At 56.7% G+C, this 18,677-nt stretch carries 14 protein-coding genes and 3 tRNA genes; 8 read left to right on the plus strand and 9 right to left on the minus strand.

Going from position 1 to position 18,677, the window contains the following annotated elements; translation table 11 throughout:
• Window positions 1–48 precede the first annotated feature (48 nt).
• Both tgt and lon read left to right on the plus strand, forming a co-directional pair.
• Window positions 49–1,179, plus strand: coding sequence for a tRNA guanosine(34) transglycosylase Tgt (gene tgt / locus AC2FIS_RS02335; protein ID WP_496771822.1), 1,131 nt, complete (start codon window positions 49–51; stop codon window positions 1,177–1,179).
• Between the two features lie 211 nt (window positions 1,180–1,390).
• Complete coding sequence (gene lon / locus AC2FIS_RS02340) at window positions 1,391–3,799, plus strand: endopeptidase La (RefSeq protein ID WP_496771823.1); 2,409 nt, start codon at window positions 1,391–1,393, stop codon at window positions 3,797–3,799.
• 51 nt (window positions 3,800–3,850) lie between these two features.
• Here the strand turns inward: lon and AC2FIS_RS02345 are convergent, their stop codons facing one another.
• Together AC2FIS_RS02345 and AC2FIS_RS02350 are read right to left on the minus strand one after the other, a co-directional pair.
• Window positions 3,851–5,437, minus strand: coding sequence for an APC family permease (locus AC2FIS_RS02345; RefSeq protein ID WP_496720268.1), 1,587 nt, complete (start codon window positions 5,435–5,437; stop codon window positions 3,851–3,853).
• A 127-nt stretch (window positions 5,438–5,564) separates the two neighbouring features.
• Window positions 5,565–5,639 (minus strand) — tRNA-Val (locus tag AC2FIS_RS02350).
• Between the two features lie 211 nt (window positions 5,640–5,850).
• Between AC2FIS_RS02350 and AC2FIS_RS02355 the strand changes: the two genes are divergently transcribed.
• The 3 genes from AC2FIS_RS02355 to uvrA all read left to right on the plus strand — a co-directional run bounded on the left by AC2FIS_RS02355 (window position 5,851) and on the right by uvrA (window position 9,085).
• Window positions 5,851–5,927, plus strand: a tRNA-Asp gene (locus AC2FIS_RS02355).
• 46 nt (window positions 5,928–5,973) lie between these two features.
• Window positions 5,974–6,050 (plus strand) — tRNA-Asp (locus AC2FIS_RS02360).
• Between the two features lie 176 nt (window positions 6,051–6,226).
• Window positions 6,227–9,085, plus strand: coding sequence for an excinuclease ABC subunit UvrA (gene uvrA / locus AC2FIS_RS02365; protein WP_496771824.1), 2,859 nt, complete (start codon window positions 6,227–6,229; stop codon window positions 9,083–9,085).
• A gap of 9 nt (window positions 9,086–9,094) precedes the next feature.
• Here the strand turns inward: uvrA and AC2FIS_RS02370 are convergent, their stop codons facing one another.
• From AC2FIS_RS02370 to AC2FIS_RS02390, 5 genes are all read right to left on the minus strand, one after another.
• Complete coding sequence (locus AC2FIS_RS02370; protein WP_472723686.1) at window positions 9,095–9,319, minus strand: excinuclease ABC subunit A; 225 nt, start codon at window positions 9,317–9,319, stop codon at window positions 9,095–9,097.
• 205 nt (window positions 9,320–9,524) lie between these two features.
• Window positions 9,525–10,397, minus strand: coding sequence for a 3-hydroxyisobutyrate dehydrogenase (gene mmsB / locus AC2FIS_RS02375; RefSeq protein WP_496771825.1), 873 nt, complete (start codon window positions 10,395–10,397; stop codon window positions 9,525–9,527).
• Window positions 10,398–10,400: 3 nt separating this feature from the next.
• Window positions 10,401–11,441, minus strand: coding sequence for an enoyl-CoA hydratase/isomerase family protein (locus AC2FIS_RS02380; protein ID WP_496771826.1), 1,041 nt, complete (start codon window positions 11,439–11,441; stop codon window positions 10,401–10,403).
• 7 nt (window positions 11,442–11,448) lie between these two features.
• Complete coding sequence (locus AC2FIS_RS02385; RefSeq protein WP_472723689.1) at window positions 11,449–12,591, minus strand: acyl-CoA dehydrogenase family protein; 1,143 nt, start codon at window positions 12,589–12,591, stop codon at window positions 11,449–11,451.
• A gap of 117 nt (window positions 12,592–12,708) precedes the next feature.
• Window positions 12,709–13,824 carry a carboxylate-amine ligase gene (locus AC2FIS_RS02390; RefSeq protein ID WP_496771827.1) on the minus strand — a complete coding sequence of 372 codons (1,116 nt, stop codon included), beginning with the start codon at window positions 13,822–13,824 and terminating at the stop codon, window positions 12,709–12,711.
• Between the two features lie 139 nt (window positions 13,825–13,963).
• Between AC2FIS_RS02390 and AC2FIS_RS02395 the strand changes: the two genes are divergently transcribed.
• Window positions 13,964–14,815, plus strand: coding sequence for a class I SAM-dependent methyltransferase (locus AC2FIS_RS02395; RefSeq protein WP_496771828.1), 852 nt, complete (start codon window positions 13,964–13,966; stop codon window positions 14,813–14,815).
• A gap of 72 nt (window positions 14,816–14,887) precedes the next feature.
• Window positions 14,888–15,364 carry a fasciclin domain-containing protein gene (locus tag AC2FIS_RS02400; protein ID WP_496771829.1) on the plus strand — a complete coding sequence of 159 codons (477 nt, stop codon included), beginning with the start codon at window positions 14,888–14,890 and terminating at the stop codon, window positions 15,362–15,364.
• Between the two features lie 52 nt (window positions 15,365–15,416).
• On the opposite strand, the gene AC2FIS_RS02405 is transcribed toward AC2FIS_RS02400, so the two are convergent.
• Complete coding sequence (locus tag AC2FIS_RS02405; protein ID WP_108858717.1) at window positions 15,417–16,016, minus strand: L,D-transpeptidase; 600 nt, start codon at window positions 16,014–16,016, stop codon at window positions 15,417–15,419.
• Window positions 16,017–16,267: 251 nt separating this feature from the next.
• Between AC2FIS_RS02405 and AC2FIS_RS02410 the strand changes: the two genes are divergently transcribed.
• A complete protein-coding gene (locus tag AC2FIS_RS02410; protein WP_496771830.1) occupies window positions 16,268–17,053 on the plus strand; it encodes an EF-hand domain-containing protein in 786 nt (261 codons plus the stop codon).
• Between the two features lie 66 nt (window positions 17,054–17,119).
• On the opposite strand, the gene AC2FIS_RS02415 is transcribed toward AC2FIS_RS02410, so the two are convergent.
• The gene (locus tag AC2FIS_RS02415) at window positions 17,120–18,619 is read right to left on the minus strand and encodes a CoA-acylating methylmalonate-semialdehyde dehydrogenase (protein WP_496771831.1); all 1,500 of its coding nucleotides are present in this window, start codon (window positions 18,617–18,619) and stop codon (window positions 17,120–17,122) included.
• Window positions 18,620–18,677 lie beyond the last annotated feature (58 nt).

An 18,677-nucleotide genomic window follows, 5' to 3' on the forward strand; every position in this document is an offset into this window, starting at 1 on the left:
CGAAGATCGGGCAATTGCTGCCCGGTTCAGCGACCCTGAGGCATTCACATGACAGACCGTTTCTCATTTGACCTGAAGGCCACGGATGGCAAGGCCCGTACCGGAGTAATCAACACTCCGCGCGGGGAAGTTCGCACGCCGGCCTTTATGCCCGTTGGCACCGCGGCAACGGTCAAAGCGATGATGCCGGAAAGCGTACGTGCCACAGGGGCGGACATCCTGTTGGGCAACACATATCACCTAATGCTGCGCCCGACCGCCGAACGGATCGACCGTCTGGGCGGGTTGCACAAGTTCATGAATTGGGAACGGCCGATCTTGACGGATTCCGGTGGGTTCCAGGTCATGTCATTGGCCGGGTTGCGCAAGCTGACCGAAAAGGGTGTGACCTTCAAATCTCATATCGACGGCTCGCGCCACGAATTGACGCCTGAACGGTCGATGGAGATTCAGCGCCTGTTGGGGTCCGACATCGTCATGTGTTTCGACGAGTGCCCGGCGCTGCCCGCTGACCGGGATCGCATTGCCGAGTCGATGCGCCTGTCGATGCGGTGGGCCGAGCGGTCGCGTGACGCTTTCGGGGATCGTCCCGGTCACGCTTTATTCGGCATTCAGCAGGGCGGGCTTGAGCAGGATTTCCGCGAGGAATCGGCCGAGGCGCTGAAAGAGATCGATTTCGAAGGTTACGCCGTCGGTGGTCTTGCCGTGGGTGAGGGCCAAGAGGCGATGTTCGACGTGTTGGACTTCGCGCCGGATATGCTGCCGGTCGACAAACCTCGTTATCTGATGGGCGTTGGAAAACCTGATGATATCGTCGGCGCCGTTGCGCGCGGCATTGACATGATGGATTGTGTGTTGCCGTCCCGTTCGGGGCGCACAGGGCAGGTATTCACGCGCTACGGCGTGGTGAACATCAAAAATGCCCGCCATTCAGACGATCCGCGCCCGTTGGATGAACACTGCACGTGTCCCGCCTGTTCAAACTACTCCCGCGCTTATCTGCATCACGTGTTCCGTTCGAATGAAATGATTTCGGGTATGCTGCTGACCTGGCACAACCTGCATTATTTCCAAGAGATCATGCAGGGGATGCGTGACGCCATCGCCGCTGGAACGTTCGAGGCGTGGCAGGTCGAGTTCCATGCGCAGCGGGTGCAGGGGGATATTGAGCCTGTTTGATAGGCGCTTGGCGTTTTGGTGATCAAAATCGCCGAATAGTCCATCAGGTGCCTTGCAGTCCCGAACACCTCAGGTCATTCTCACCATGAGAGATGGCGGTAAGGTTGAAATAGGGCGTTAACTGCCCCACCTTTATCGTCCAAGACAGGAGACGGCCGGGCGTTGCCTCGATGAGGGACCAGAGCCGTCTTGCCAATGATAAGGATAGAGCATGCAAGAGCCCCTGAACTCCTCATACCCAGTGCTGCCGCTGCGCGATATCGTGGTCTTCCCGCATATGATCGTGCCGCTGTTCGTTGGTCGGGAAAAATCCGTCCGGGCGCTGGAAGAAGTGATGCAGGACGACAAGCAGATTCTGTTGTCCAGCCAGATCGACCCGAGCGACGATGACCCAACCGAGGACGGCATCTACCGGTCTGGTGTGCTGGCCAATGTACTGCAATTGCTGAAATTGCCGGACGGCACCGTGAAGGTGCTGGTCGAGGGCCAAGCCCGCGTGATGATCACGGAATTCCTGGAAAACGAAGAGTTCTTTGAGGCTCGCGCCGAGTATCTGACCGAGATTCCGGGGGACGTAACCACGACCGAAGCGTTGCTGCGCACGGTTACGGATGAATTCGAGCGTTACGCAAAAGTGCGCAAGAACATCCCTGAAGAAGCGTTGACCGCGGTTGGGGAATCCACCGAACCGGCAAAGCTGGCTGACCTTGTGTCGGGTCATTTGGGGATTGAAGTCGAACAAAAGCAAGACCTGCTGGAAACCCTCAGCGTTAGCGAGCGGCTTGAGAAGGTTTATGGCCTGATGCAGGGCGAGATGTCGGTTCTGCAGGTCGAGAAAAAGATCAAGACCCGCGTTAAAACCCAGATGGAGAAGACGCAGCGCGAGTACTATCTGAATGAGCAGATGAAAGCCATTCAGAAGGAACTTGGCGATGGCGAGGATGGCAGCAATGAAGTTGCCGAACTGGAAGCTAAAATCGAAGAGACCAAGCTGTCGAAAGAGGCCCGTGAAAAAGCCGAAGGCGAGCTGAAAAAGCTGCGTAACATGAGCCCGATGTCGGCTGAGGCCACCGTCGTACGCAACTATCTGGACTGGATTCTGGCCTTGCCGTGGGGCACGAAATCCCGCGTGAAAAAGGATCTGGGCCGCGCGCAGGACATTCTGGATGCCGATCACTATGGCCTTGAGAAGGTCAAGGAACGGATCGTCGAATATCTGGCTGTTCAGCAGCGTTCGAAGAAGCTGAAAGGCCCGATCATGTGCCTTGTCGGCCCTCCGGGTGTGGGTAAAACCTCGCTTGGTAAGTCGGTTGCACGTGCGACGGGGCGTGAGTTCATCCGCATCTCTCTGGGTGGTGTACGCGACGAGTCCGAGATCCGTGGCCACCGTCGGACCTATATCGGTTCGATGCCCGGCAAGATCATCCAGGCGCTGAAAAAGGCGAAGACCACGAACCCGCTTATCCTGCTCGACGAGATCGACAAGATGGGACAGGACTTCCGTGGTGACCCGGCTTCGGCGATGCTCGAGGTGTTGGACCCGGAACAGAACAGCACGTTCATGGACCACTATCTTGAGGTCGAATACGACCTGTCGAACGTGATGTTCCTGACCACGTCCAACAGCTACAACATGCCAGGGCCTTTGCTGGACCGGATGGAGATCATTCCGCTGGCCGGTTACACCGAGGACGAAAAAAGCGAGATCGCTAAGCAGCATCTGATCAGCAAGCAGGTGAAGAACCACGGCCTGAAGGCCAAAGAGTTCGAACTGACCGATGACGCGCTGCATTCGATCATCCGCACGTACACGCGGGAAGCTGGCGTTCGGAACCTAGAACGTGAAATCGCCAAGGTGGCACGGAAGTCGCTGACCAAGATCATCAAGAAAGAGGCTGAATCGGTCACCGTGACGCCAGACAATCTGGATGAGTTCCTGGGTGTGCCCAAGTTCCGATATGGTCTGGCCGAGCAGGACGATCAGGTTGGTGTTGTCACCGGTCTGGCGTGGACATCGGTCGGTGGTGATCTGTTGCATATCGAGGCGCTGAAACTGCCGGGCAAGGGACGGATGAAGACCACCGGCAAGCTGGGCGATGTGATGAAGGAATCCATCGATGCGGCGTCGTCTTATGTGCGGTCAATTTCGCCTCAGATTGGGGTGAAACCGCCCAAGTTCGACAAGATAGACATCCACGTGCACGTGCCGGATGGTGCGACTCCGAAAGACGGGCCTTCAGCTGGTCTGGCCATGGTGACCTCGATCGTATCCGTGCTGACCGGTATTCCGGTTCGCAAGGACATCGCGATGACGGGTGAGGTTTCGTTGCGTGGCAACGCGATGCCGATTGGTGGTTTGAAAGAGAAACTGCTGGCGGCTCTGCGCGGTGGCATCAAGACGGTGTTGATCCCGGAAGAGAACGAAAAGGACCTGGCCGAGATCCCGGACAACGTGAAAGAAGGCCTGAAGATCATTCCGGTCGAGCACGTGTCCGAGGTCCTCAAACAGGCACTTGTGCGTGAGCCGGAAGCGATTGAGTGGGATGAGGCCGCCGAAGAGGCTGCCGCAGCCGCCGCGAAGGCCACTGAAAGCGCAAGCCCGTCTGCCACGACGCACTAAGCGATAGGCAATAGACAAAGAAAAGGCGGGTTTTCCCCGCCTTTTTCCTTTTCAGAAGCCGATAACAGGTTTCTTCGGGTCCAGAACCTCTTCCTCGGCGATGTAAGTCTGAAACTTTTTGGCGGACAGCGAGGATCGGACCGCTAGACCGAAAATGACGATTGAAAACAGGACGCACAGCAAAATATCCCAACCAAAGGGGATTTGCTTTAGCGCACCTTCCCCGAACTGTCCCAGGAACGAGATCAGGCCGATCCCTCCGAAATAGGGAACCAGCCACAGGGCTTCGGTCACGTCCATTTCGTCCAGCCGATTATGGAACCGTGCCAGAAGAAGAACAAACCCTACGATTAACGCGATGCCAAGCCGCCAAACGGTGTCCCATCCGCTCCAATAAACGATGAGCGTGGCGACAGCAAAGGCCGTGATGGCTACCACTTTGACAAAGGGGATGCGAATGGAACGTGGGTGGTCCGGCATCAGGCGGCGCAAGCACACAACGGCGATTGGCCCAACGGCAAAAGATACGACTATGGCCGCACCATTCAGGGCAATAACGGTGGTGAACGGGACAGTAAGAAGGAACAGAATTCCGATCACAAAGTTCAGAGCCAAGGCCCACAAGGGCACCCCAAAAGAAGACAGTATTTGCAAACGCTTTGGCAGGAACCCGTTCTGTGACAACGCCAGCGCGATACGCGCGTTCGAGCCGGTGGACACCAAACCGTTTCCAAAAGGGCCAATGACCGAGCCTATGTTCAACACGCTCAGGAACCAGACGATCCCAACCGATAGGATGACCCCGTCCAACGGCCCCTGACCGCTAAAATTCAGGCTTGCCCAGCCGTTCTTCAGCATCACCGGGTCAAGTGCGCCGATAAACGCGATCTGTAATCCGACGTAAATGGCTGCACACAGAATGATGGACAGCACCAGTGCCGCAGGAATGGCCACTTTGGGGTTTCGAACCTCACCGGCCATATCGACCACATGGCGGAAACCGATAAAGGAAAAGATGACGCCTCCGGTTGAAACGGCCGCCATTATGCCCTGCAAGCCGTACGGCGCAAAACCACCCGGTTGGGTGAAATTTCCGGTGTCAAATCGACTTGCGATCAGCAGAACCGACAGCACGATAGGAATGGCAATTTTGGCCCATGTCAGCGTCGCGTTGACTTGCGTGAAGAATTTTACCCCCAACGCATTAATGACAACGAACAACAACATGAAAAACAACGCCACGGCGATACCTGCGCCGGTCAAACCGCCCGTATCGGCTGTGTGCAGCCAGGGAGCATAAGGCCCGAGGTATTTTAGCATCGCCTCGACCTCAATCGGGGCGGTGGTGTTGTACCCAATCCAGGCCGTCCACCCCATTGCCATCGAAACGATGTTGCCGTGCGAAAACTGGGGGACGCGGGCGATCCCTCCGGGAATGGGCAGCATGGCCGAAATCTCGGCGAAGGTTATCGCAAGAACGAACATGGCCACCGCGCCAATGATCCACGAAAGGATAGCGGCAGGACCTGCGTGTTGAACTGCGAGGAGGGGACCGAACAACCAGCCGGAACCGATAATTCCACCGACCGAAATGAAGGTCAGGCCGACAAGGCCAATATCCCGTTTCAATTTGGCCATGCGAAACCCCGTGCTTCAGCGCCGATTGATCACACGGCAGATGCAGGAACGATACGCAGCTGAAATGCAAGCTGGCAAGCATTGTAATTTCAAGGCCTTAGAGGGCGTTGATTCTGTGGAAGGGGAATGGTGGGTGATAAGAGATTTGAACTCCTGACATCTTCGATGTGAACGAAGCGCTCTACCACTGAGCTAATCACCCGTAGGCGGTGCTGTTACAGCGACTCGGATCGGTTGGCAAGATGGCCGGTAGTGAATTCGATCCAGCCCATGAAAAGCTGGTTTTCCGGCCTCGGGGGCAGGTGGCTCAATCGGAAAAAATCAGGTTCTTTGAAAAAACTTCAAAACGCCGCTTGACGATGTCGGGGCGTAGCCATAATACACCCAAACGTTCAGCGATGAACAGACAGCGGGCGGTTGTAGCTCAGATGGTTAGAGTACCGGCCTGTCACGCCGGGGGTCGCGGGTTCGAGCCCCGTCAACCGCGCCACTGCTGTCAGCCTGGATCCGGGTTAAGGGATCACGAAAATAGATGCGCGGTTGTAGCTCAGTTGGTTAGAGTACCGGCCTGTCACGCCGGGGGTCGCGGGTTCGAGCCCCGTCAACCGCGCCATTTTCCACAAAGTCAGCGGTAAATTCTTAAATTGTGCCACGCGTCGGCGTGTCAATTGCGATGCTGCCTTGTCGGATCGGCGAATAGATGACAGTTCTTGCTTTGTTCTAACTTTTCTGTTGGAGTTCCAGCGTCGTTCACCTATTTCTAAGACACTTGTGTGTTGGGGGCCAAAAATGGCTGAGCTGAAGAATATCGAAGTGCGCGGTGCGCGCGAACATAACCTCAAAGGTATCGACGTGGACATCCCACGTGATCAGCTTGTGGTGATCACCGGGCTGTCAGGGTCTGGTAAGTCGTCTTTGGCCTTTGACACGATCTATGCTGAGGGCCAGCGGCGTTACGTTGAAAGCCTGTCGGCCTATGCCCGCCAGTTTTTGGACATGATGGAAAAGCCGGATGTGGACCACATCAGCGGCCTGTCACCAGCCATCTCGATTGAACAGAAGACTACGTCCAAGAACCCGCGTTCTACCGTCGGAACGGTCACCGAGATATATGACTATATGCGCTTGTTGTTTGCCCGGTCCGGAACGCCGTACAGCCCGGCCACCGGGCAGCCGATTGAGGCGCAACAGGTTCAGGACATGGTCGACCGCATCATGAAGATGGAGGAAGGGACACGCGGATACTTGCTCGCCCCCATCGTGCGCGACCGAAAAGGTGAGTACAAAAAAGAATTCCTCGAACTGCGCAAGCAGGGCTTCCAGCGCGTAAAGGTCGACGGAGAATTCTACGAATTGGATGAACCGCCGACGCTGGACAAGAAATATCGCCATGACATTGATGTCGTCGTCGACCGATTGGTCGTGCGCGAAGGGATGGAGACCCGGCTTGCCGACAGTTTGCGCACCGCGTTAGACTTGGCCGACGGTATCGCCGTTCTGGAAACCGCACCTCGTGAGGGCGACCCGGAACGGATTACGTTCAGCGAAAACTTTGCTTGTCCCGTCAGCGGTTTCACCATTCCTGAAATCGAACCGCGTTTGTTTTCGTTCAACGCGCCATTCGGGGCGTGCCCGGATTGTGATGGTCTTGGTGTCGAGCTGTTCTTTGACGAACGCCTTGTGGTGCCGGACCAGACCCTGAAACTGTACGATGGGGCGTTGGCGCCCTGGCGCAAGGGAAAGTCGCCGTACTTCCTGCAGACCATCGAAGCGATTGCCCGACACTATGAGTTCGACAAGAACACGCCGTGGAAGGACCTGCCACCAAAGGTGCAGGAAGTGTTCCTGCGCGGTTCCGGCGACGAAGAAATCCAATTCCGCTATGACGAAGGCGGGCGGGTCTATCAGGTCACCCGCAGCTTTGAGGGAGTGATCCCGAATATGCAGCGCCGCTATCGCGAGACCGACAGCGCATGGATCCGTGAAGAGTTTGAGCGGTATCAGAACAACCGTCCCTGTGGTGCCTGTGAAGGCTATCGCCTCCGTCCCGAGGCGCTGGCGGTTAAGATTGCAGGTATGCATGTTGGGCAGGTTGTTCAGATGTCGATCCGCGAGGCCTTGGCCTGGATCGAAGACGCCCCAAATCACATGAGTGCGCAGAAAAACGAAATCGCGCGTGCCATTCTCAAGGAAATCCGCGAACGGCTTGGATTTCTGAATAACGTTGGTTTGGAATACCTTACGCTGTCCCGCTCAAGTGGTACCTTGTCTGGTGGCGAAAGCCAGCGCATTCGTCTGGCCAGCCAGATCGGATCGGGTTTGACAGGGGTCTTGTACGTTCTGGATGAACCGTCCATCGGTCTGCACCAGCGTGATAATGACCGCTTGCTAGGGACGCTCAAGAACTTGCGTGATCAGGGTAATACCGTGATTGTCGTCGAGCACGACGAGGAAGCGATCCGCGAGGCGGATTATGTTTTTGACATCGGTCCGGGGGCTGGAGTGCATGGTGGTCAGGTTGTCAGTAAGGGCACACCTGACCAGATCGCGGCTGATGCAGCCTCTGTGACCGGGCAATACTTGTCGGGAACCCGCGAGATCTCGGTCCCGGCTGAGCGACGCAAAGGGAACAAAAAGAAGGTTACGGTCGTCAAAGCGACCGGGAACAACCTGAAAAACGTGACTGCCGAGTTTCCGCTGGGCAAGTTTGTCTGTGTCACAGGTGTCTCCGGCGGCGGAAAATCGACGCTTACGATTGAGACGCTGTTTAAAACTGCCTCCATGCGTCTGAACGGCGCACGGCAAACGCCGGCGCCCTGCGAAACCATCAAAGGGTTGGAGCATCTGGACAAGGTCATCGACATTGACCAGCGCCCTATCGGGCGAACTCCGCGTTCGAATCCAGCGACTTACACCGGCGCCTTCACACCGATCCGCGATTGGTTTGCCGGTTTGCCCGAGGCGAAGGCGCGCGGCTACAAACCGGGACGGTTCAGCTTTAACGTCAAGGGCGGCCGGTGCGAGGCCTGTCAGGGTGACGGCGTCATCAAGATTGAGATGCACTTCCTGCCCGACGTCTACGTCACCTGCGAAACCTGTAAGGGCGCGCGGTACAACCGTGAAACGCTGGAGATCAAGTTTAAAGGCAAGTCCATCGCCGATGTCCTTGATATGACTGTCGAGGACGCGCAGGAGTTCTTTAAGGCCGTGCCGTCGATCCGCGATAAAATGGATGCACTGGCCCGTGTCGGGCTTGGCTACATCAAGGTTGGACAGCAGGCGACAACGCTTTCGGGTGGTGAGGCGCAGCGCGTGAAGCTTTCAAAGGAATTGTCCAAACGCTCGACCGGGCGGACTTTGTATATTCTGGACGAACCAACCACTGGCCTACATTTCGAAGACGTGCGCAAGTTGTTGGAAGTGCTGCATGAACTGGTCGATCAGGGCAATACGGTCGTTGTGATTGAACACAATCTGGATGTCGTCAAAACCGCCGACCACATCATTGATATCGGCCCGGAAGGCGGCGATGGCGGTGGTGAAATCGTGGCAACCGGGACACCCGAGAATGTGGCCGAGGTCGACCGCAGCCATACAGGCAGGTATCTCAAACCGATGTTGGATGGCGCGCGTGTCGCTGCGGAATAGGACCGATCTTCAGTAAAGAATATCAGCCACTGCGCCGATCAAGTTCAGCACCTTTTGCGTTTCGGGGTCGACACGATAAACGTAATCGCCCGCGCGAATGTAGGATCCGCCGCGATTCAGACCATAACGGTAGGGATCGTTGATCCAGCGGTAGTCGCGCGTGATATAGTCGCCCTTTTTGTACAGGTTTTTCACCTGACCCGGCGGAACACAGGGCACTGCTTTTTTTGCCAAGCCTGGCGGGCAATGACCCGCCTTACTCTTTCCGTTCCCTGCCATTGCTGTAGCCGGACTCAACGAAAGCGCGACAATGGTCAAAATAACAGACAGAATTCGCGACATCATGTTTCCTTTCGCGTTAAAGCGCGGTTAGGAAACAGATGGCCGCTGTTTGTCCGCCGGTCAACTCGATGGGCAGGAAGCTGCCACCCTGCGGCAGCTAGCCCCTATTACGCTTTTCAAACCGTGGCAGCATGGCGGAAAAATCCTTGCCCAGCCCGTCTTCGGATTCGACGAATTTCTCATAAAGTGCTGTTGCAACCTGTCCCATGGGCGTGTCTGCGTCCGAGCTTTCTGCCGCTTGCTGGCTGAGCCGCAGATCTTTTAGCATCAGCTCGGCCGCAAAGCCGGGTTGATAGTCGTTGTCCGCCGGGCTGGCAGGTCCAACGCCCGGGGCGGGGCAGTAGGCGTTCATCGTCCAGCTATAGCCCGAGGACGTGCTGACCACATCAAACATCTTTTGCCGGTCCAGCCCAAGCTTGTCGGCCAGCGCAAAGGCCTCGCAAGTGGCGATCATGGTCACGCCCAGGATCATATTGTTGCAAATCTTGGCCGCTTGACCGGCACCGGATTCGCCGCAATGCACGGCTTTCTGACCCATAATGTCGAACAGCGGCGATGCCTTTTCAAACGCCGCGTCGCTACCGCCAGCCATGAAGGTCAGTGTACCCGCTGCCGCACCGCCGATGCCACCCGACACCGGGGCGTCGACTGCGAGAACGTCCGCTTCCTTGGCCTGCTCAGCGACGGCGCGAGCGCTATCAACATCGACCGTCGAACAGTCGATCCAGACCGCTCCGGGCGCCATGGCGGGAATAATCTCATTTGCCACTGCCCGCAGGATCTGTCCGTTAGGCAGCATGGTCACGACGATATCGGCACCGGTCGCGGCCTCAGGGCCGGAGCTGGCCATGGTGACACCCGGCACGGTGACATCCGCCATGTCAAAGCCGCTGACATCATGCCCCGCTTTGGCAAGGTTGGCCGCCATCGGATTGCCCATGTTGCCCAGGCCGATAAACCCGATTTTCATTCCTTAATCCTCCTCAAAAGTCAGCGTGTCTGCGCCCAAAGGTTGTAGCATCTTTGAAACAGCGACTGCCGGTACGTCTTGGTGCTGATGGCGCCAGATCGGGTTGCGATCCTTGTCGATGATCTGCGCCCGGATACCTTCCAGAAAGTCTCCGTGTTCCATCGCGCGATAGGTAAATCGGTACTCCAGTTCCAATGCCTTGCGTATGGTCAGGTTTGGAGTGCGTAGACGGTGCAGCATTTCGACCGTGCAGGCCATGGAGAGTGGCGAATTGCGCCCAATCAACTTCAGCGCGTCAGCGGCGGTGTCATTGTTCGAGTTGCGGAGGCTGTTCTGTATATCTCCAAGAGTTTCGCCCCCGAAATCCGCCTCAATCGCATCTTGCATTGCGACCAACGAGCCTTCGGGCGGCGTTTCGGAATGGCTTTCAAGAATGCTGGCGTCGCCGGATGCTTCAAGCATGTCGATCAGATCCGGCCACTGCTGGATTGGAATGAAATGATCTGCGAACCCGGCCAGAATGGCATCGGCTGGCCCCATGCGATGCCCGGTTGTGCCGAGGTATTCACCAAGCCGTCCGGGTGCGAGTGCCAGCATCAGCGTGCTGCCGACATCCGGAACCAAACCGATTGAGCATTCGGGCAGGGCGATTTGCGACGTTTCACCCACGATGCGATGGCTGCCATGGCACCCGATGCCGACGCCACCACCCATCGTGAAACCCTGAAGAAAGCTGACTACTGGCTTTGGGTATTCGAAGATCAGAGCATTCAAGCGGTACTCATCGCGCCAGAACTTTCGGCCGTATTCAAAATCGCCCTTGGTGCCGGTCTCATAAAGCTCGGCAATGTCACCGCCCGCGCAAAAGGCCTTGTCGCCCTCGGCATCCAGAATGACCAGATCGACCGCGTCATCCTCACGCCAGTTGCGCAAAGCGGTGTCGATGGCCAGGCACATATCATAGCTGAGCGCATTCAGCGCCTTGGTCCGGGTCAGGGTGATACGACCGGCACGACCTGCTGTGCGAATATAGATGTCTGACATAAAGTCCTCAGCGCTGCGAGAGCATCTGGCGGGCAACGATGACCCTCATGATCTCGTTCGTGCCTTCCAATATCTGATGCACGCGCAGATCGCGCACAAGTTTTTCGATGCCATAGTCGGCCAGATAACCATAGCCGCCGTGCAATTGCAGGCATTGATCCACCACTTTCGATCCCGTTTCGGTCACGAATTTCTTGGCCATAGCGCAGAACTTTGTTGCATCCGGCGCGCCTTGATCCAGTTTCCACGCCGCCTGACGCAGGAATGTCCGGGCGGCCTGCAATTCGATCTCCATATCTGCCAGACGGAACTGAAGGGCCTGAAACTGGTCGATGGACTGCCCGAAAGCCTTCCGCTCGGACATGTATTGCAGTGTCATGTTCAACCCGGTTTGTGCGGCACCTAGAGAACAGGACGCGATGTTCAGACGCCCGCCATCCAACCCCTTCATCGCGTATTTGAAACCGTCGCCCTCGACACCAACAAGGTTGTCGGAGGGGATCTTGCAATCGTCGAACTGTACCTGAGCTGTAGGCTGGCTTTTCCACCCCATCTTTTGTTCAAGCGCGCCAAAGCTAAGGCCGGGAGTGCCATCCTCGACATAGACCGTCGAAATGCCCTTGGGGCCATCCTGACCAGTGCGCACCATGCAGACATAGGCATCCGAGTACCCGCCGCCCGAGATAAACGCCTTGGTGCCGTTCAGGGTATAGCCTTCGTTCGTGCGTTCAGCGCGGGTTTTCAAAGCGGCTGCGTCAGAACCTGAGCCGGGCTCGGTCAGGCAATAGCTGAGCACGGTGTTCAAGCTCAGAACATCGGGCATGATGCGGGATTTCAGCTCGTCACTCGCAAAGCTGTCCAGCATCTTGGCGCACATGTTGTGGATCGACAGAAAGGCCGCGACCGAGGGGCAGGCCATCGACAAAGCTTCGAACACAAGCGTGGCGTCCAGACGAGACAGGCCAGAACCGCCGCTGTCTTCCGAGACATAAAGGCCGCCGAAACCCAGTTCACCAATGCGCGGCCAAAGGTCTTTGGGGATGGTGCCGTCGGCCTCCCACTGGCGGGCATATGGGGCGATATTTTCCTGCCCGAAATCATGGGCCATGTCGAAGATTGCGTTCTGCTCTTCGGTTGTTGCGAAATCCATGGATTTCCTCCCACGCTGCCCGTTGAATTGAACGAGTGTTTATTTCCCAATCCTTACAGAAATTTTGCACGGCCGGCAATCACGGGCACATTCTTGTGCGGGAAAACATGCCAAGGTTCAGAGGTCTTGATGGAATTCGTCAATCAAGTGTTGAACCACAGCCTTGCCGGGGTCATCGCCTTTTGCCGCTGCCTCGGCATGTATCCGGCGCTGGCGAGTGGCCGAGGTGCCGTTCTGGGCAATCTGCTGTAGCTTTGCCAGCTCGGTCATGGTGCCCAGAGCTTCGGCATCTTCGGCCAGCAGACCCATCAGTTCGCCCATAAGTTCCGGCATGGGTTTGATTGAGCGATCTCCGAAGTCAATCATCCCTTCGCCAACGCCATAGCGTTGCGCACGCCAGCGGTTTTCGCCAATGAGGAACCGATCGTATTGTCGCCACCTTAGGTTTCGGTCTTTCAAGCGACATAGCATGCGCGTCAATGCTTGAACCATCGCGGCCAGAGACAGTGCATGTTCCATGCGGGGCTGCACATCCATGATCCGGGTTTCCAGTGTCGGGTACTGGTGCGACGGTCGCAGATCCCACCAAATTTTCGTGGTGTCTTCGATCACGCCCAGTTCGACCAGAACGCCCGTAGTACGTTCATATTCGGACCAGCCGGAAAAGATCGGCGGGAGTCCGGTCCGGGGCAGATTGTCGAACACCGTTAACCTGTACGAAGACAGACCGGTGTCCTCACCGTTCCAATAGGGCGATGACGTCGACAAGGCCAAGAGATGCGGCAGAAAGTAGGACAGCTGCGGAATCAGGTCGGCGCGCAAGGCTGAATCGGCCACCCCGATATGGACATGCATGCCACAGATCAGCATACGCCGCGCGACACCGCCCAACGCGTGTTGGAGCGCGTCATATCGGTCTTTGCGCGTGTGTTGCTGTTTTTTCCAGTCGGCAAAGGGGTGGCAGGATACAGCGATTGGGGCAAGGTTGTGCTCGGCGGCGCGTTTCGAAACACAGGACCGCAAGCGTTTCAGATCCTCGCGCGCAGAGCTGATGGTCACATGCGGTCGCGTACCGACCTCGATCTGGCATTGCAGGAATTCGGGGCTGACCTGTCCCTCAAAATCGGCCTGGCAGGCTTCCATCAACGCGGCAGGCGCTTCGGTGAGTTCCAGACTGTCTCGATCAACCAACAGATACTCTTCTTCGATGCCCAGCGTAAATTCCTGCTGCATTCCGGCCCTCGCAACTATGTTCCAACCAGTGAATACGGAAATTGTCTTTTTGCCAAGTGTTTGCCAGCTGGGTTCTTGCGAAGCCCCCATGCGCACAGGTAAGGAGGCGTCTAGACTGTCACCAAACCCGGAGCCCCCCGTGAAACCAAGGAAATTCCCCCGGCTGAACGCCGCGCTTGACCGGTTTGGTGTGAAACTCATCGACAAAGTGACCGAACGCGACGAGCGCGCGCGCCTTGAGGCGTTCGAACGGGCAGGGGGTTTGACCCGGCCTGCCTATGCTCTGTCACCGGGGATGGAGGGGTTCGACATTGCCCAGCTGGTGTCGGAATACCAAGAACATTCCGCTTCGCTGAAAGCTCTGAAAGACCCGGAACGCAACAAGACCGGATACCATATCAACAACGGCTACTACGACAGTCCGGATGCGGACGCGCTGTATCTGATGATCCGCCGGTTCAAACCCAAGCGTGTGATCGAGGTGGGTTGCGGCAACTCGACCCGTGTGACGCGACAGGCGATAATTGACGGCGGATTGCAGACCAACGTCACCGCAATCGACCCGTATCCACGGGCAGATATCGCGCATGTGGTGGATGAGTTCGAACAAAAACGTTTGGAGGAGGTCGACCCGACGCTCTTTGAACAGCTCGAAGCTGGCGACGTGTTGTTCATCGATTCCAGCCACGTTGTCCGCATGAGCAATGACGTCGCGCACCTGTTCTGCCGCATCATTCCGGCGCTCAAACCCGGTGTGGTCATTCATGTGCACGATGTTTTTCTGCCCTACGAATATCCCAAACGGTTCTTCTATGATTGCCCGGGCTGGGGTGAGCAGTACATGCTGCATGCACTCCTGCAATCTGGTGCATATTCAATGCTTTGGCCCGGCTACTACCTACAGCAGGATCGCCCCGATGCGGTAGAATCCTTGCCATTTTTGAAGGACGGTCGTGCTCAATGTATATGGGTGCAGGTCAAAGAAAATTGATCAGTTAGTGATCCGGCGCGACTAAGCGCCCGTACCCCTTTCCATAACCAAGCTGGAGAGGAGATGACAGCCATGTTTCGTCGTACGTTTATGGGCGCCGCCGCCGCAATTGCACTGACACTGCCTGTAAAAGCACAGGCTGCAGATATCGTGGATACCGCAGTATCAGCCGGTTCCTTCAACACATTGGTCGCCGCCGTTCAGGCCGCGGGTCTTGTCGACACGTTGAAAAGTGACGGACCGTTCACAGTGTTCGCACCGACTGATGAAGCTTTTGCGGCACTGCCCGAAGGTACGGTGGAAACATTGCTGTTGCCGGAGAACAAAGACCAACTGGTCGAAATTCTGACCTATCACGTGGTTCCCGCCAAGGTGATGTCCGGTGACATTGCTGGCAAGCGCGTCAAGGTTCTGACCGTTCAGGGCGATCGCCTGAGCGTAAATGCCAAGAACGGCGTGAAAGTGAACGGTGCCGAAGTCATTCAGGCCGATATTGAGACCAGCAATGGCGTGATCCACGTTGTCGACGCTGTGATCCTGCCGGAATAATAAACTTTGATTCCATTAAAAAGCCCCGGTTTTTATGGCCGGGGCTTTGTCGTCAGACCAGTCTGACCTGGGTTCCGACCTGGACAAGAGGAAATAATTCCTCGACGTGTTGATTGTACAGGCCGATGCACCCGGACGAGCTTTGGCGCCCGATTTTCCGCGTATCGTGGGTGCCGTGTACAAGATAGGCTGGCCAGCCCAGATACATTGCACGGGTGCCCAACGGGTTGCCTGGTTCACCACCTTCCATACGCACTGGCAAAAGCGGATCACGCTCGCGCATCGACGCGGTCGGTGTCCAGCTTGGATTCTCGGCTTTGCGCACAACCTTGGTATAACCGCGCTTCGTCAGCTCTTCGCTCATCGGTACCGAACTGGGGTACAGTTTGTAGGTGCCATCGGGGCCCCAATAGTGCACCGCGCGGCTGGTGATATCGGCCAGCAAAGCCCCTGCGCCCAGCTGGTCAAAATGGTCCTGCCAGTTCTGTTGCGAGAAGGACGAGACATTGCGGCGCACCGGCAATTGCGTGCTGATCGCCTCTTCTGTTGTTGGGAAAGCATCTGAGCTTTGGGCGCGCAGAAGCGTCGGCGTCGCTAGGACGGACGCAGCACCCAGCAAGGCGGTACGACGATTAATACGGGAACTGGACACGGATGCCTCCTGAAGGAATGCTCTATGGTTTCCGGCAATTTAGTAACTGCTTTCCCTCAGGGCCAGATGCTTGGCTTAAATTTTCCGTGAGATTTACACATTTGACGCAGTTTATTGCCTGTCCGGACGGGGGAATACTCGGTGTCCGGACAGGTTTTTGCTGTTTGCGGGACACCGCTTGGGGTATTTTTTCGGGCATGTCTGCTCCAATTCCAAGGGACAGGCCCACAGATGTTCGGAGACCGCACGATATGACCAAGAAATCGGAAACCTTGGAAATTCGTGTATCTTATGAGTTGAAAAGCAAGTTGGCAGATCTGAGCGAACAGCGCGGATCGTCGATGAGCGAGCTCGTGCGTGGTGTGATCGACCGCGAGCTGGCAGGGCCTTCACCAGACACAGTTGGAGAAGATGAAATGCCCATTCGAACGCTCAGCCGTTTTGCCCCTAAGACGCTCTATCTGCTGCCGGTCTTGTTACTGGCTGGTTTTTATTGGGGGTCTGCCCAAACACCTGCACAAGCTACGCCGATGGCGCGGATCTTCTTTGCCGAGTTGGATCGCGACGGGGACGGGGTGATTACTGAACCGGAATTCTACCAATTCCTGACGGAAGAAGAGGGCCTCATCGTCGGGGATGATTGTGATGTGACAGAAGAATCCTGCACACCAGAGGCTATTGCAGCTGAGGAGATCGACCGAGCGGATTCCATCGCAGACGGTCACGTCGAATATTCTGAATTTGAAATCTTCTATCTGGCAGAGCGGGCGGTGGAGTTTCTCGAATATGATGCCGACGAAAATGGCGTGGTGTCCCCGGATGAATTTGTGGCCATGGAAGTGCGGGATCTCATCGAGTTCCCCGATCCGGAAATGGATGAGCCGCTGTCGGCCGAATGCCTGACCATGGTTGAAAGCGACAAGATTGAAGGCATCGCCAAAGCTTGTATCCCCGCACACGAGCTGCGGATGGTCATGGCCGAGTTTGACGCGGATTTTGATGGCAGAGTCACATTGCGCGAATTTTTACAGAATTGACCCCTCGCCGCGCAACGAAAAAGGCCGCCCAACGGGGCGGCCTTTTGAATTTGTTTGGGTGGGAAATCAGTCCATCGCTTTGAAGTTGAATTCGCCACCTTCTTTGATGCCCGACGGCCAACGGGCCGTAACGGTTTTCGTGCGGGTGTAGAACTTGAAGCTGTCCGGACCGTGCTGGTTTAGGTCTCCAAACATGGATTTCTTCCAGCCGCCAAAGGTGTGGTAGGCCAGCGGAACTGGGATCGGAACGTTGATACCGACCATGCCGATATTCACACGGCTGGCAAAGTCGCGCGCGGTGTCGCCATCGCGCGTGAAGATCGCAGTGCCGTTGCCGTACTCGTGATCCATCGCCAGTTTCAGCGCTTCTTCATAAGAGCCTGCGCGCACGGTCGACAGAACTGGGCCAAAGATCTCTTGCTTGTAGATGTCCATCTCGGGCGTCACGTTATCGAACAGGTGCGGGCCGACAAAGAAGCCGTCCTCATAGCCTTGCAAGCTGAAGTCGCGGTTATCAACAACCAGCTTCGCGCCTTGTTCTACGCCCGAGTTGATCAGGCCGAGGATACGCTCTTTAGCAGCACCGGTTACAACTGGGCCCATGTCGACGTCATCGCCGGCGGTGTAAGGGCCGACCTTCAGCTTTTCGACACGTGGAATCAGCTTTTCGATCAGAGCGTCGGCGGTTTCCTCGCCAACGGGCACTGCAACCGAGATGGCCATGCAACGCTCGCCCGCCGCGCCGAAACCGGCACCGACCAGAGCGTCGGCCGCCTGGTCCAGATCCGCGTCAGGCATGACGATCATGTGGTTTTTGGCGCCGCCAAAACACTGCGCGCGCTTACCGTTCGCGGTTGCGCGGGAATAGATGTACTGCGCGATCGGGGTCGACCCAACGAAGGACACGCCCTGAATGGTGTCGCTGTCCAGCAAAGTATCCACGGCTTCTTTGTCGCCGTTGACGACCTGGAAGACGCCCTTGGGCAGGCCAGCTTCGACAAACAACGCGGCCAGCATCAGCGGCACAGATGGATCACGCTCGGACGGTTTCAGAACCACCGCGTTGCCGCAGGCCAAGGCAGGGCCCACGTGCCACAGCGGCATCATGGCCGGGAAGTTGAACGGCATAATGGATGCAACAACACCCAGCGGCTGCCGCATGGAGTACATGTCGATGCCAGGTCCTGCGCTGTCGGTGAACTCACCCTTCAGCATCTGCGGTGCGGCGATGCAGTATTCGATCACTTCCAGACCGCGCTGCAAGTCGCCCTTGGCGTCTGGGATGGTTTTGCCATGCTCGCGGCTGAGCGCCTCGGCCAACTCGTCCATGTCGCGGTTCATCAAGTGAACCATGGCCATCATGACACGTGCACGTTTCTGTGGATTGGTTGCACCCCAGGCAAGCTGCGCAGCGGCTGCGCTTTCGATTGCCGCCGTGGTTTCGGCAGCACTTGCCATCGGGCACTTGTACTGAACCTCGCCAGTGGCGGGGTTAAAGACGTCGTCAAATCGTCCTGAGGTTCCGGCGACATTCTCGCCGTTGATGAAATGGGACAGCTCGGTCATTGCAGATCTCCTCCGATGCGTTTGTGCGCACAATAGGCTTGCATAAATAGCTTGAACA

The sequence above is a fragment of the Ruegeria sp. CDSB113 genome (genome assembly GCF_059611045.1).

Bases quoted from the DNA above. Each gene is read 5' to 3' on its own strand.
- tgt (WP_496771822.1), top strand. From the start codon at position 49: ATGACAGACCGTTTCTCATTTGACCTGAAGGCCACGGATGGCAAGGCC.
- lon (WP_496771823.1), top strand. From the start codon at position 1,391: ATGCAAGAGCCCCTGAACTCCTCATACCCAGTGCTGCCGCTGCGCGAT.
- AC2FIS_RS02345 (WP_496720268.1), bottom strand. From the start codon at position 5,437: ATGGCCAAATTGAAACGGGATATTGGCCTTGTCGGCCTGACCTTCATT.
- uvrA (WP_496771824.1), top strand. From the start codon at position 6,227: ATGGCTGAGCTGAAGAATATCGAAGTGCGCGGTGCGCGCGAACATAAC.
- mmsB (WP_496771825.1), bottom strand. From the start codon at position 10,397: ATGAAAATCGGGTTTATCGGCCTGGGCAACATGGGCAATCCGATGGCG.
- AC2FIS_RS02380 (WP_496771826.1), bottom strand. From the start codon at position 11,441: ATGTCAGACATCTATATTCGCACAGCAGGTCGTGCCGGTCGTATCACC.
- AC2FIS_RS02385 (WP_472723689.1), bottom strand. From the start codon at position 12,591: ATGGATTTCGCAACAACCGAAGAGCAGAACGCAATCTTCGACATGGCC.
- AC2FIS_RS02390 (WP_496771827.1), bottom strand. From the start codon at position 13,824: ATGCAGCAGGAATTTACGCTGGGCATCGAAGAAGAGTATCTGTTGGTT.
- AC2FIS_RS02400 (WP_496771829.1), top strand. From the start codon at position 14,888: ATGTTTCGTCGTACGTTTATGGGCGCCGCCGCCGCAATTGCACTGACA.
- AC2FIS_RS02410 (WP_496771830.1), top strand. From the start codon at position 16,268: ATGACCAAGAAATCGGAAACCTTGGAAATTCGTGTATCTTATGAGTTG.
- AC2FIS_RS02415 (WP_496771831.1), bottom strand. From the start codon at position 18,619: ATGACCGAGCTGTCCCATTTCATCAACGGCGAGAATGTCGCCGGAACC.